The sequence below is a fragment of the Solibacillus ferritrahens genome (genome assembly GCF_037027585.1).
GTDB lineage: Bacteria > Bacillota > Bacilli > Bacillales_A > Planococcaceae > Solibacillus > Solibacillus ferritrahens.
On record NZ_JAXCLE010000019.1, the window covers coordinates 1 to 13,612 of the forward strand.

12 protein-coding genes are annotated in these 13,612 nt (G+C 36.7%); 8 read left to right on the top strand and 4 right to left on the bottom strand.

Translation table 11 applies throughout. The features are described from left to right. Positions 1-145: 145 nt before the first annotated feature. On the bottom strand, positions 146-688 hold the full coding sequence (locus SNE38_RS15735) for an ECF transporter S component (RefSeq protein WP_191702848.1): 543 nt from the start codon (positions 686-688) through the stop codon (positions 146-148). A gap of 150 nt (positions 689-838) precedes the next feature. Beyond that, positions 839-2,224, bottom strand: a complete 1,386-nt coding sequence (locus tag SNE38_RS15740; RefSeq protein WP_191702847.1) for an amino acid permease — start codon at positions 2,222-2,224, stop codon at positions 839-841. Between the two features lie 318 nt (positions 2,225-2,542). Between SNE38_RS15740 and SNE38_RS15745 the strand changes: the two genes are divergently transcribed. From SNE38_RS15745 to SNE38_RS15760, 4 genes are all read left to right on the top strand, one after another. After that, on the top strand, positions 2,543-3,169 hold the full coding sequence (locus SNE38_RS15745; protein ID WP_191702846.1) for a TrkA C-terminal domain-containing protein: 627 nt from the start codon (positions 2,543-2,545) through the stop codon (positions 3,167-3,169). Positions 3,170-3,419: 250 nt separating this feature from the next. Then, positions 3,420-4,619, top strand: a complete 1,200-nt coding sequence (locus SNE38_RS15750; protein ID WP_191702845.1) for a quaternary amine ABC transporter ATP-binding protein — start codon at positions 3,420-3,422, stop codon at positions 4,617-4,619. Beyond that, complete coding sequence (locus SNE38_RS15755; RefSeq protein WP_336046859.1) at positions 4,612-5,475, top strand: ABC transporter permease; 864 nt, start codon at positions 4,612-4,614, stop codon at positions 5,473-5,475. The genes SNE38_RS15750 and SNE38_RS15755 overlap by 8 nt, the downstream gene beginning before the upstream one ends. Before the next feature lies 1 nt (position 5,476). Beyond that, positions 5,477-6,364: a glycine betaine ABC transporter substrate-binding protein gene (locus SNE38_RS15760; protein WP_191702843.1), complete on the top strand. Its 888-nt coding sequence runs from the start codon at positions 5,477-5,479 to the stop codon at positions 6,362-6,364. 46 nt (positions 6,365-6,410) lie between these two features. Here SNE38_RS15760 and SNE38_RS15765 read toward each other — a convergent pair whose 3' ends face one another. Then, entirely contained in the window at positions 6,411-7,601 is a 1,191-nt protein-coding gene (locus tag SNE38_RS15765) for a coenzyme F420-0:L-glutamate ligase (RefSeq protein ID WP_191702842.1), read from the bottom strand. Positions 7,602-7,753: 152 nt separating this feature from the next. On the opposite strand from SNE38_RS15765, the gene SNE38_RS15770 reads away from it, so the two are divergent. Together SNE38_RS15770 and SNE38_RS15775 are read left to right on the top strand one after the other, a co-directional pair. Next, the gene (locus SNE38_RS15770) at positions 7,754-8,647 is read left to right on the top strand and encodes a LysR family transcriptional regulator (RefSeq protein WP_191702841.1); all 894 of its coding nucleotides are present in this window, start codon (positions 7,754-7,756) and stop codon (positions 8,645-8,647) included. Between the two features lie 22 nt (positions 8,648-8,669). Then, on the top strand, positions 8,670-10,115 hold the full coding sequence (locus SNE38_RS15775; protein WP_336046860.1) for a DEAD/DEAH box helicase: 1,446 nt from the start codon (positions 8,670-8,672) through the stop codon (positions 10,113-10,115). Positions 10,116-10,462: 347 nt separating this feature from the next. Here the strand turns inward: SNE38_RS15775 and SNE38_RS15780 are convergent, their stop codons facing one another. Beyond that, positions 10,463-11,356, bottom strand: coding sequence for a TetR/AcrR family transcriptional regulator (locus SNE38_RS15780; protein ID WP_191702839.1), 894 nt, complete (start codon positions 11,354-11,356; stop codon positions 10,463-10,465). A gap of 229 nt (positions 11,357-11,585) precedes the next feature. Between SNE38_RS15780 and SNE38_RS15785 the strand changes: the two genes are divergently transcribed. Continuing rightward, positions 11,586-13,112, top strand: a complete 1,527-nt coding sequence (locus SNE38_RS15785) for a DHA2 family efflux MFS transporter permease subunit (RefSeq protein ID WP_336046861.1) — start codon at positions 11,586-11,588, stop codon at positions 13,110-13,112. 89 nt (positions 13,113-13,201) lie between these two features. Next, positions 13,202-13,573 carry a VOC family protein gene (locus tag SNE38_RS15790; RefSeq protein ID WP_336046862.1) on the top strand — a complete coding sequence of 124 codons (372 nt, stop codon included), beginning with the start codon at positions 13,202-13,204 and terminating at the stop codon, positions 13,571-13,573. Positions 13,574-13,612 lie beyond the last annotated feature (39 nt).

Below are 13,612 nucleotides of genomic sequence, written 5' to 3' on the forward strand. Positions count from 1 at the left end.
CGAGAAAACAATGGACATTAAAAAAGATGACTCCGGCAACTTACCGAAGTCATCTAATTGCAGCATAAGAAACTGCTACATCGCTTTTTTTAAACTGTCTACATAATAGGGTTCAGTTCAAACAAGTGATCGCTAGCCTTTTTAATTATTTAAAAATCGACAGCTTTTTCAATGCAATGCAAACAGGTATAGCAATAATAAGTCCGACTGTATTTTGTACGAGATTGCCGGGAATAGAAGCTAACGGAATAATCCAGTTTCCATACAACACACGCTCGCAAATATAATAGCCGCCCAACATAAAGGGAATCGATACTACAACCGCAATAATATTGTATATAAAACTATCACCATTTTTGCCGTTTACCCTAGCAATTTTACCTACGATATAGCCTTGAATTCCACGTGTAATGAAAGTGAAAGGCGCCCATAATGTCCACCCGGATAGAATATCAAACAAGGCCATTCCAAATGCTCCTGCAATTGCTCCCTTTTTAGGGCCAAATAGTATCGCTACAATAAAAAGCATTGCCGATCCCAAATGTACGAGGCCACCGTTTGCTGCTATAGGCAATCGAATATTAATAAAGAATGTTGCGGTAAAAACTAGAGAAATAAGTAAGCTCGTAATAATTAAATCCTTTGTTTTGTCGGATGAGGCAGATACAGACCTTGTTGTTGTTTGCATAAATAATTCTCCTTCTATTTGAAATTATCTATCATATTAGCAATATATTGGCACCTATAAAAGGTTCAAAAATAAACAATTTGATAAGGTCAGAATACAAAAAATAGCCTATGTTGAATGAATGAACATTTAACATAGGGCTAGGATAAATTAACGATTTAAAGTTGATTTTCTTTTTCCATAAAGTAAATAAATAATAAGTCCAATAATGAACCATATGCCACAAGCAGCCCAAGTCTGCATGGACAGCTGTGTAATTAGGAAAATACATAAAATCAGCGATACGATTGGCAAAACAGGATAGAAAGGCACTTTAAATCCATTAGGCGGCAAGTTTTTGTTTTTTCTTAAATTCAAAATACCGGCTGAAACGAAAATAAATGCAATTAATGTTCCCATGTTTACTAGTTCTGCTAAAGTCTCCAACGGAATAAATCCAGCAAAAAAAGAAATGACAATTGTAAAAATCCATGTATTTTTCACAGGAGTTTTACGTTTTGGACTTAATTGTGCAAATATTTTTGGCATTAAACCATCCCGGGCAAATGCCATTAATAGACGAGTTCCCCCGTACATCATCACTAAAATAACGGTCATCATTCCAATTACTGCGCCTAAAGAAATAATGCCAGCTGCCCACTCTTGATTGATGACTTGCATCGCAAAAGAAACGGGATCTGTCACATTTAAATTTGTGTAAGGGACAATACCTGTTAATACTAATGAAACGACCACATAAAGCAATGTACAAATAAATAAGGAACCGATAATTCCAATTGGCATATTACGCTGTGGGTTTTTAACCTCTTCGGCTGCAGAAGAAACTGCGTCAAATCCTAAGTAAGCGAAAAATACGAGTGCAGCACCAGTAAATACACCGCTCATACCGAATGGTAAAAAGGGTGTCCAGTTTTCCGGCTTTACGTAAAATACACCGACACCAATAAATAATAAAATAACGCCCACTTTTATCGCAACTAATAATGCATTGAATCTTGCAGATTCTTTCATTCCCAAAGTTAGCAAAATTCCGATTACAAAAATAATGCAAATAGCTGGTAAATTAATGTAAGTGCCTTCTTCGGGGCTAAATGCTCCAGTTAAAGCTAAAGGAATGTGAATATTAAACCCTTCTAATAGTGAAGTGAAGTAACCCGACCATCCAGTAGCCACTGCTGCTGTAGCAAGTCCGTATTCGAGTAACAATGACCAACCAACTAGCCAAGCGATGATTTCACCAAAAACGATATAACTATAAGAATAAGCGCTACCTGTCACTGGGACAGTCGAAGAGAACTCTGAATAACAGAGCGCGGCCAATGCACACACTATAGCTGCAATGACGAAAGAAAAAATGATGCCGGGTCCTGCATGAAGAGCTGAAACAGTTCCTGGCAAGATGAATATACCTGTTCCGACAATTGCTCCTACACCGAGTAATATTAAATCAAATGCACCCAATGTTTTTGGAAGTTGTAAATTATCGCTTTTATGCAAAAGGTCCTTAATCGGTTTTTTTCTAAATAATTTTTTCATTATTTCACCTATTTCTAATTTAACAATATCAAAATTTTAGCATCATTAATCGTAATAATAAAGAAGTTTATCAAGTTGAAGCGTTAAAGTGAGATTTTTCGTCAAAAAACAGAAAAATAAGGCGTTAAGAGAGAATGGAATGACAGAGATAAAAGTATTATTTGTTTATGTTTAAAATTTTATGTAAAATTAATACTATTTAAATAAGAAACATTGAAAAGTAAATTTGCGGTTATGAAAAAAACGTATATAATTTCGATAGAGTAAAGATATTGAAATATACTTATCTTTTGAACATAGCACAAAGGAGTGCAAATAATGGAGAAAAAAATCCAAATTAAACAGCCAAAGTATCAAGTGATTGCAGAAGATATTGCAGCGAAAATTGTTGAAAAAAAATATATTGTCGGGGAAAAAATTTATGCACGTTCATCACTAGCTTCTCAATACAATGTCTCTTCGGAAACAGCGAGAAGAGCAATTGCCGTTTTACAGGATTTAAATATCGTTGAGGCAACAAAAGGAAGCGGTGTAGTAATCGTTTCGTACGAAAATGCAGCCAAATACATTCAACGATTACAGGGAGTAAAGTCAATACGAGATTTGCAAAAGCAATTAACAGATAGTATTGGAAGACAGATTGATGAATTAAATAACTTCCAGGAAACGCTAGTAGAAATGGTTAATCGGACAAGCAGATATCAATCAATAAATCCCTTTGTCCCTTTTCAAATTGATATTACGGAGCAATGCCCTTATTTATCAAAAAATATTGGGGAAATTAACTTTTGGCAACAAACTGGAGCAACAATTATAGGCATCAAAAAGGATCATGAATTAATTGTTTCTCCTGGTCCGTACGCCACAATATCTGCTGGCGATACATTATTTTTTATAGGTAAAGATGAATGCTACTCAAATGTGAAACACTTTTTACAACTTTAAAGTAACCATTTCATTTAGCTTTAGTGAAGCTTGTCATATTTGTCATAAAAACAAACTACTACCGGAATCTCGCTCGGTAGTAGTTTTTTCTGTTTCATGAAAACTATTTCTTTTTTTGAATTTTAAAATTAACACTTCTTATTTGACAAAAGTAACAACGCCTATTAATATTGGAGTTGTTGCCTGTAACAACCCGATAGAATAAAAGAGTTGTTACTTGTATGAAATTTATAATTATAGGAAGTGGATTATGGGGAAAATTAAGATTGAACGAGTCACAAAAGTATTTGGGAAAAACACATCACAAGCATTGAAATTAGTTAAGCAGGAAAAATCTAAAGAACAGATTTTAAAAGAAACAAATGCCACTGTAGGTGTATATGAAGCAAGTTTAACGATTGAAGAAGGTGAGATTTTCGTGATTATGGGGCTTTCAGGAAGTGGGAAGTCAACATTAATACGACTGTTAAACCGATTAATTCAACCAACAAGCGGTGATATATATATAGATAACCAGAACATTACAAACTTGAATAAAAAGAGCTTACAAATTGTCCGAAGAGAAAAAATGAGCATGGTGTTTCAAAACTTCGCATTATTCCCACAACGTACAATTTTGCAAAACGCAGAGTATGGCCTAGAAATCCGAGGCATTCCGAAAGAGGAAAGACGATTAAAAGCAGAAAAGGCTTTACAAAATGCAGGGTTGCTCTCCTATAAAGACCAATATCCAGATCAATTATCAGGTGGTATGCAACAACGTGTAGGACTTGCACGTGCTTTAGCAAATGATACAGAAATTATTTTAATGGATGAAGCTTTTTCTGCTCTTGATCCGCTCATTCGAAAAGAAATGCAAGATGAGCTATTAGAATTACAAGCTAATTTACAAAAAACTATTGTCTTTATTACACATGATCTGAATGAAGCACTTCGTATTGGTGATCGAATTGCCATTATGAAAGATGGGAAAATTATTCAAGTTGGAACTGGGGAAGAAATTTTAACAAATCCTGCAAACGAATATGTCCGATCATTCTTAGAGGATGTAGACCGTTCGAAAGTATTAACTGCGGAAAATGCAATGATTCGACCAATGACAATTCAAATTGATCATGAGGGACCAAAAGTAGCATTACAGCGTATGAAAGAAGATAAAGTGAGTGTATTACTCGCAGTAGATAAAGCTCGAAAATATTTAGGCTATATTACTGCTAATGATGCACTGAACCTAGCGAAATCTGGCGAAAAATCACTGAAGTCGATTTTACGTAACGATATGCCAATTGTAGAACCATCTACAGTTATTCAGGAAATTTTATCGGTTATTTCCGATTCACCGACACCAGTTGCTGTTGTTGAAGAAGGGAAACTGCGCGGTGTCCTTATTCGTGGAGTTGTACTAGAGTCATTAGCCTCTGAAAAAAATGGGGGTGTAGACAATGAGTAAACTATTAAATTTAGCGACGCCAATTCCGGTAGCTGAAAATGTAGAAAAACTAATGGATATTGTGACAGATACGTTTTCTTCCCAATTCCGTTTTATTCAAAATAATGGTGCAGATTTAATGGATTTTGTGACATCCACATTAACATCCATTCCACCATATGTATTTATCTTAATCGTTGCAGTTTTAGCGTTTTTCGCAACGGGTAAAAAGTTCGGCTTAGCTATTTTCTCTATTCTTGGTCTACTATTTATTTTAAACCAAGGGCTTTGGGATCAGTTGATGAATACATTTACACTTGTAATGTTTTCAAGTTTAATCGCGATTATTATAGGTATACCACTTGGCATACTCATGTCGAAATCTAAAGTGGTAGAAGAAATATTAAAACCAATTTTAGACTTTATGCAAACAATGCCAGGGTTCGTTTACTTAATTCCAGCGGTTGCATTTTTCGGAATTGGTGTCGTACCAGGTGTATTTGCCTCAGTAATCTTCGCATTACCACCAACTGTACGCTTCACAAATTTAGGTATTCGCCAAGTTCCAAAGCACTTAATCGAGGCAGCGGACTCTTATGGTAGTACGTTTACACAAAAGTTATTAAAAGTAGAATTACCACTTTCCAAAGCTACTATAATGGCCGGCATTAACCAAACAGTACTATTATCTTTATCGATGGTTGTTATTGCATCGATGATTGGTGCACCGGGATTAGGCCGTGAAGTATTATCAGCATTACAACGTGCACAAATTGGGAACGGATTTGTTGCAGGTATTAGTTTAGTTATCTTTGCGATAATCGTAGACCGATTAACACAAAGTTTAAATAAAGATAAATCAAATGGGGGAAAATAAAATGAAAAAATTAAAATGGATGCCTGCAGCTACTGCTATGAGTGCAGTACTTTTATTAGCAGCTTGTGGAAATGATTCAACAGACACAAAGGATGCTACATCTTCAAAAGACCTAGGTTCAATTGATTTAGCATACGTAGAATGGGATTCAGAAGTTGCCTCTACTTATGTAGTAGCAGAAGTACTGGAAAGTGTCGGTTATGATGTGGACATTACGCCATTGGATAATGCTATTATGTGGGAAGCTGTTTCAAAAGGAGAAGCAGATGCGATGGTATCTGGCTGGTTACCAGCTACACATGCAGCACAATTTGAAAAATATGGTGCAGATATAGCCGATTTAGGACCAAATTTAAAAGGGGCAAAAATTGGGTTTGTCGTACCAGAATATATGGAAGTTACGTCAATTGCTGATTTATCGACAGAAGCATCATCAACGATTACAGGAATCGAAGCTGGAGCTGGGGTAGTGGCGGCTGCTGAAAGAGCACTTGAAGCTTATCCAAATTTAGCATCATGGTCATTACAAACGTCTTCATCAGGTGCGATGACGGTTGCTTTAGAGCAAGCGATTAAAAATGAAGAAGAAATCATTGTAACAGGTTGGAGCCCACACTGGAAATTTGCTAACTATGATTTGAAATATTTGGAAGATCCTGAAGGTGTATTTGGCGGGGAAGAAAATATTCATACATTTGTTCGTCCAAACTTAGAACAAGAATCTCCGGATGCCTTTAAAATCCTCGATGCATTTGAATGGACTACAGAAGACATTGAAGAAGTAATGCTGGATATTTATTCAGGGACGAAACCTAAAGAAGCAGCCCAAAAATGGATTGAAAGCAATGAAGACCGTGTGAATAACTGGACAGAAGGTATTGAAAAATAATTAAAAATAGCAGAATGGAAGCGTATTGCGGCCATTCTGCTTTTTTTTATTTTGTATAGTTATCGAAGTAGCCTTGAATATAAATCATTGGTGTTCCTTTATCGCCTGATCCTGAAGTTAAGTCAGACAATGAACCGATAAGGTCAGTCAGCTTACGAGGTGTAGTACCTTGGGCAGCCATATTACCAGTTAAATCTTCTTCTTTATTATTAATATAATCTTTAATAGCGTCTTTTAATGCTTCACCATGTAAATTTGCAAAATCATTATCAGCTAAATACTTCAATTTGATCTCGTTCGGAGTACCGTCAAGGCCTGGCGTGTAGGCAGGAGATACAACAGGGTCTGCAAGCTCCCAAATTTGGCCTACTGGATCTTTAAATGCACCATCACCGTAAATCATTACTTCTACAAGTTTGCCAGTAGCAGCTAAAATTTTTGCTTGAATGTCATCAACGATTGGTTGACAGTTATCCGGGAATAATTTTACGCTATCTTCCGTCGATTTGTTTGAACCAAGTAACCCGTAGTTAGAGTTAAAGCCAGATCCGTTCACAGATTCCGCTAAAATATTGTCTAGACCGTAGATTTTTTCTGCACCGGCAGCTTTTAAAATACGTTTTGTACGGAAACGAGAGTGAATATCACATGTTAAAATACTTTTCGTATAATCTAAAATCGTTTTTGCGTTGTTTGAGAAAATTACTTCAACTTCAGCGCCTTGTTCAATGATTAATTCTTTATAATATTCGATGTAATCCACACCTGTAAATGTATGTTTGTTGTAACCGAAATGGCCACGGAATTCAGCTTCAGTTAGCACATCTGTCCAAGGATTAATTCCTTTTTCATCAAGCTCATCCAATGTAACTAAATGGTTACCTACTTCATCAGAAGGGTAGCTTAGCATAAGGACGATTTTCTTTGTGCCTCCTGCAATTCCTTTTAAAATGTTTGAGAAGCGATTGCGCGAAAGAATTGGGAAAATAACACCTACTGTATCATCTCCAAATTTGGCTTGTACATCTGATGCGATATCTGAGATTTTTGCGTAGTTTCCTTGTGCGCGTGCCACAACAGACTCTGTTACAGTTACAATATCACGATCTTCAATAGCATAGTCTTCTGTCTTTGCTGCATTTAACGCTGTATCAACAACGATTTGAACAATATCGTCCCCTTCATTAATAATTGGGCCACGAAGACCTCGTACAACCGTTCCTACTACACGTTCCAAAATAATCTCTCCTTCAATAGCTGTAAGTTATATTTTAATGGTTTTGCTTACGAAGAAACAAAACTTGAGAAATCTCACAATGTTTACTATAACTCGTTCATGTGATATAAGTAAAATTAATAATTCTAATATCAGATATAAGTGAGGGTTATATGATTATAAAGTTGGAAGCTTATCGCATATTTAATGAAGTGAGTCGAAATAAAAGTTTTTCAAATGCAGCGGCAGCGTTGTACATGACACAGCCAGCAGTTAGCCAGTCCATTTCAAAACTTGAAAAAGAACTTGATATCATTTTATTTAATAGAACTCCAAAAGGGGTAACATTAACAGAAGAAGGCGAGCTGTTACATGAATATGTCAATTCCGCTCTTGGTATTTTAGACGCTGGGGAAGAAAAAATTGCCGAATTTAAAAACTTACGTACAGGCGTTTTACGTATTGGTGTGGGGGATACAATTTCAAGGTACTTTTTACTGCCCTATTTAGAAGCATTTCATATTAGATATCCTGGCATTAAGTTAAAGGTTCTAAACGGTACAACAAATGAAATATTAGCTTTTATTAAGTCTGGGGAAGCGGATTTAGGCATTTGTAATCTGCCAATACAAGATCCTCAGCTTCAAGTTATCCCTTGTAAGGAGATTCATGATATATTTGTGTGCGGACAAAAATATAAAAACTTAACGAAAAAACCGATTCGGCTCGATATGCTTATGAAGCTGCCATTAATTTTTCTTGAGAAAAAGGCAAATTCTCGTAATTATGTGGAAAACTATTTAAAAGAACAAGGCTATACAATTTCACCTGAATTCGAATTGGGCTCACATGATTTAGTATTGGAATTTGCGAAAATCAATTTAGGTGTCGCTAGCGTAACAAAGGAGTTTGCAACCGACTACTTAAAAAAAGGTCTTTTATATGAAATTGAGCTCCAACAGCCAATTCCTAAGCGCAGTTTAGGGATTGTCCATTTAAAAAATGTTTCACTTTCAAAAGCAACGAGAAAATTTATCGCCATTGTTGATCCGGGAATCATTCATTAATAGAAGAAAATGAGGAATAAATATGACAACTAATTTTAACGACTATTCATTATCACCAGAATTACAGCGTGCGCTTAAAGATTTGGATTACAGCACACCGACTGAAGTACAGCAAAAGGTTTTGCCCCATGCTTTAAAAGATGAAGATTTAATCGTAAAAGCACAAACAGGAAGCGGGAAAACTGCCGCATTCGCGATTCCAATTTGCGAAAATATAGAATGGATAGAAAACAAGCCACAAGCGCTAGTATTAACACCGACACGTGAACTGGCTGTCCAAGTAAAAGAAGAATTCACAAATATTGGACGCTACAAACGTATTAAAGCGACAGCATTGTACGGGAAGCAGCCGTTCCGTTATCAGCAAGATGAACTAAAACAAAAAACACATGTTGCAGTAGGAACGCCAGGACGCGTATTGGATCATATTGAAAAGGGGACGTTAAAACTCGATAAAATCCGCTATGTAGTTCTTGATGAAGCAGATGAAATGCTTAACATGGGCTTTATCGATCAAGTGGAAGCCATTTTAGCACATGTTGACCATCGTGAAGTTATGATGCTGTTTTCTGCAACTGTGCCAGATACGATAAAAAAACTTGCATCCAATTATTTAAAGGCTCCGATTGATATCGAAGTGCACTCAGAGGAGGCTGCTCCGAAAATTGAGCATGCTGTGATTGAAGTACACGATGAGGAGAAAACAGCAGCTGTAGAAAAAATTGCGGTTGTTGAAAATCCGGATACATGTATTATTTTCTGCCGTACGAAAGACCGTGTTGATGCCCTCCATGATTATTTATATGACCGTGAGTACAGTGTCGATAAACTGCATGGCGGGATGGATCAGTCTACGCGTTTACTTGTCATGAATGATTTCAAGCGCGGGGATTTCCGTTATTTAGTGGCGACAGATGTTGCAGCTCGCGGCATTGATATTGAGAACATTTCACTGGTGATTAACTATGATTTACCAATGGAAAAAGAAGCCTATGTCCATCGTACAGGTCGAACAGGGCGTGCTGGCAAGCAAGGGAAGGCTGTCACGTTTATTACACCGTTTGAACATGAGTTTTTAGCAGGAATTGAAGAATTGATTGGGTTTACCATTCCCAAAGTGGATTTACCAACACATGAAGAAGTAGAAGCAAAGGCAGAAGCATTTGATAAAAAAATGCAAAGTCGACCACAGAAGAAAAAACAAAAGAATGCAAAGGTTGATGCAAACATTACAAAGCTCTACTTTAATGGCGGTAAGAAGAAAAAGTTGCGTGCCATTGATTTTGTCGGGACGATTGCAAAAATTCCTGGCATGACTGCAGCAGATATCGGCATTATTACAATATTAGATACGTCCTCATTCGTGGAAATACTAAATGGGAAGGGCAATCTCGTATTAAAAGCGATGAAAACAACGCCAATTAAAGGTAAGCAATTAAAAGTGCATATTTCGACGAGCAGTAAATAGTTTAAAAAGAAGCTAGAACAGAAGTAGAAATTTCAAACGATAAGGAGAAACCCATATTAAGAAATGGATACTTTATAAAATTGATTGAAATGGAGGGGCGAGTGTAGCTGACGGCTAACGCCTTTCGCTACAAGCAAAGCTTCCTACGGGAATAGCGAAATTATTTTTGCGACGAGTAACCGCAGGAGCCTGACGCCTGAGACTACAGGCTCAGGCCACGCCCGTGGAAATCGTCCCCGGAATGGAAATCAATTTTGTGCACAGCAAAAAAGCACCATTTTTCTCTTAGAGAAAAATGGTGCTTTTGGTTTCTATCCCATCATCTTTTATTGTTTAAATGAGCCTGTTTATTTGGTTTCCTCATTTTTGATATAAAACCATAATAAATTTGCAAGCTCGACATTTTCCCCAGCATGCGGTGTATTTGTAAAAGCTTCACGAAATGGCTTTAGCAATGCTTCAATTACGGCAATACGTAACTCATCGCGCTGTAGCTCATCTAGAATGCTTTCCGTAAATTGAGCTCCCACCCCATTTGCGGCATCCAATTTTAACTGGTCAAGAAACCCTTGCACTTTTTCAATTAAATCGCTCTTTGTAACCGATTGGTAAATTTTTTTCTCTTCAACTAGTTGAAGAGCATCTTGAGTAATTAATATTTCGCCATTTTCCAGCATGGAAGGATAAATTGCTTTAATATTGCGAAGTGCAATCCTTAAAATTCTCTTCGGATCAATCATATCCCTATAAAATAAGCGATGACAATACGTTAAATGATGCACCATCGCGAAAAACAAAATAGCGAGCTCAAGAGTATAGGGACGTACTTTTTCGCCAAAGATATCGGTGAATCGATTAGATACCCATTCTATTTCCAGTAAGCGATAGCGCTCTAATAATTCCCGGAGTTCCTTATCGTTCGACTGAAAAATATTTTCGAACACGGATGCTAAATTTTGTTTCTTGTTTATTTGCATAAGTACGAGGATTTGTTCCAACAATAAATTTTCATCTGTATTATCTTGGTTTAATAGCATTTCATGGCGTAACAAGCTCGCTTCATAACGGGTTTGCTCCATAATTGCTGTAAAACATTCCACTTTTGAAGAAAAATAATTATAGAAAGTCCCTTTGGATATAAGTGCTTTGTCCAAAATATCTTGTATTGATGTTTCATGGAAGCCTTTTTCAATAAAAAGCTGTAATGCACTATCGAGCACCTGTCTTTTTCGTTGATTCATGAGTTTCCTCCAAATAAATATATCCGATTAAGTGTGCATATAAAAAATAAATAGAAAAAAACGCTTCTATATACTCTGATTTATACTCTTATTCTACTGTTTGAAACGTGTATTAGCAATGTTTTTAGACTTAGAGTATAAAATTGTTGTATTTATTGGACTCCGAGTATAAAATAGTTCGAGTATAGAAATAGGAAGTTTGAACGTATAAAGAAGGGAAATAAAATTTATGGATAAAACACAAGATATAAAGACATTTAAAAAACCTCCATATTTAATGATTGCTGTATTATTTGTCGGGGCGTTTGTAGCATTTTTAAATAACACATTATTAAACGTAGCCTTACCATCTATTATGGTAGCGTTTGATATTCAAGATTATTCAACTGTTCAATGGTTAGCAACAGGCTATATGCTTGTAAGTGGGATATTGGTTCCGGCTTCAGCATATTTAATTACAAAGTTCAGAACACGTCCTTTATTCATTTTATCGATGGCGATTTTCGTTATTGGTACAGCATTGGCCTCATTTGCGCCTAGCTTCGAATTTTTACTAGCGGGTCGTATGATTCAAGCTGCTGGTGCAGCAACGATGGCACCGATTTTAATGAACGTAATGCTGATTAGTTTTCCGGTTGAAAAGCGCGGGCAGGCAATGGGGATGTTCGGGTTAGTTATGGTACTGGCACCAGCAATCGGACCAACATTGTCAGGATGGATTGTCGAACATTACGACTGGAGCGTTCTGTTCAAAATGATTCTTCCAATTGCCGTTTTATCACTCTTACTGGCAGTTTGGAAACTGGAAGATGTCCTTCCAAATCGTGATGCTAAAATCGATATACTTTCTATTGTACTGTCTACAATCGGTTTTGGCGGATTATTATACGGCTTCAGTACAGCTAGTTCAGCTGGCTGGTCAGCAATAGAAGTATGGGGTACGATTGCTGCAGGGGCAATTGGTTTAGCGTGGTTTATCGTTCGCCAATTCAACTTAGACCAACCATTACTAGATTTACGAATTTACACATATCCTTCGTATGCAATGGCTTCTGTCGTATCAATGGTACTATCTGTAGCTATGTTCTCAGGGATGATTTTAACACCGGCTTATGTACAAAGTGTTCGTGGAATCGAACCATTTGAAGCAGGATTAATGATGTTGCCTGGTGCAATTGTGATGGGAATTATGTCACCGATTACCGGGAAGTTATTCGATCGATTCGGACCGCGTATTCTAGCCGTTATTGGATTAACAATTACAACATTGGCGACAGTAGGTTTAGGTTATTTGGATATCGATTCATCATATTTATATATCATTTCGGTATATACAATTCGTATGTTTGGTATTTCAATGGTAATGATGCCGATTATGACAAACGGTTTAAATGCATTACCAAACCGTTTGAATCCACACGGTACAGCGATGAACAATACAGCTCAGCAAGTTGCTGGAGCGATTGGTACAGCTGTCTTAGTAACAGTATTCAACTCTCATACAAAAACACGTGCAGCAGAAATTACGGCTGATCTGAAAGCAAATGCTTCATCTGCTGCCCAACCGACAGCAGAGCAAATTGCACAAATTCAGGCACAGGTAATGCAACAGGCAATGCTTGACGGAATTACATTCAGTTTCTACGTAGCAGCAGCTGTTACATTAGTTGCTTTAGTGTTAGCATTATTTATTAAGCGTGTTGACGTGACGAAACGCGAGGACTATACAGGTCCAGTGCCACAAAAAAATAAATAATCGGATCAATCGGCGGGAGTTTTTTGCTCCTGCCTTTTTTTATTTGATATAATTGGTAAAAATATATTTTATAAAAGAGGAGCAGAAAAATGATTGGACAAATAGGGCAAGTAATGTTGTATGTAGAGGACCAGGAGCAATCAAAAAAGTTTTGGACTGAAAAATTAGGCTTTACTGTAGTATCTGATATTAATAATGGAATGCGTATTATTACAATAGTGCCAAATGATAATGCACAAACAAGCATTGTTTTACATGATAAAAAGAAGATTGCGGAAATGTCTCCCGAGTTAAATTTAACGACACCTTCTTTAATGTTTTATGCTGAGAATTTAGATAATTTATATAGAGACTATCAAACTAAAGGAATTACAGTTGGAGAGTTTATGGAAATGCCTTTTGGTAAAGTATTTAACTTTGCCGATGATGAGGAAAATTACTTTGCAGTAATGGAAAAGTAACGTAAAAGAGATGACACCTATCAGGTGGCGTCAGCTCTT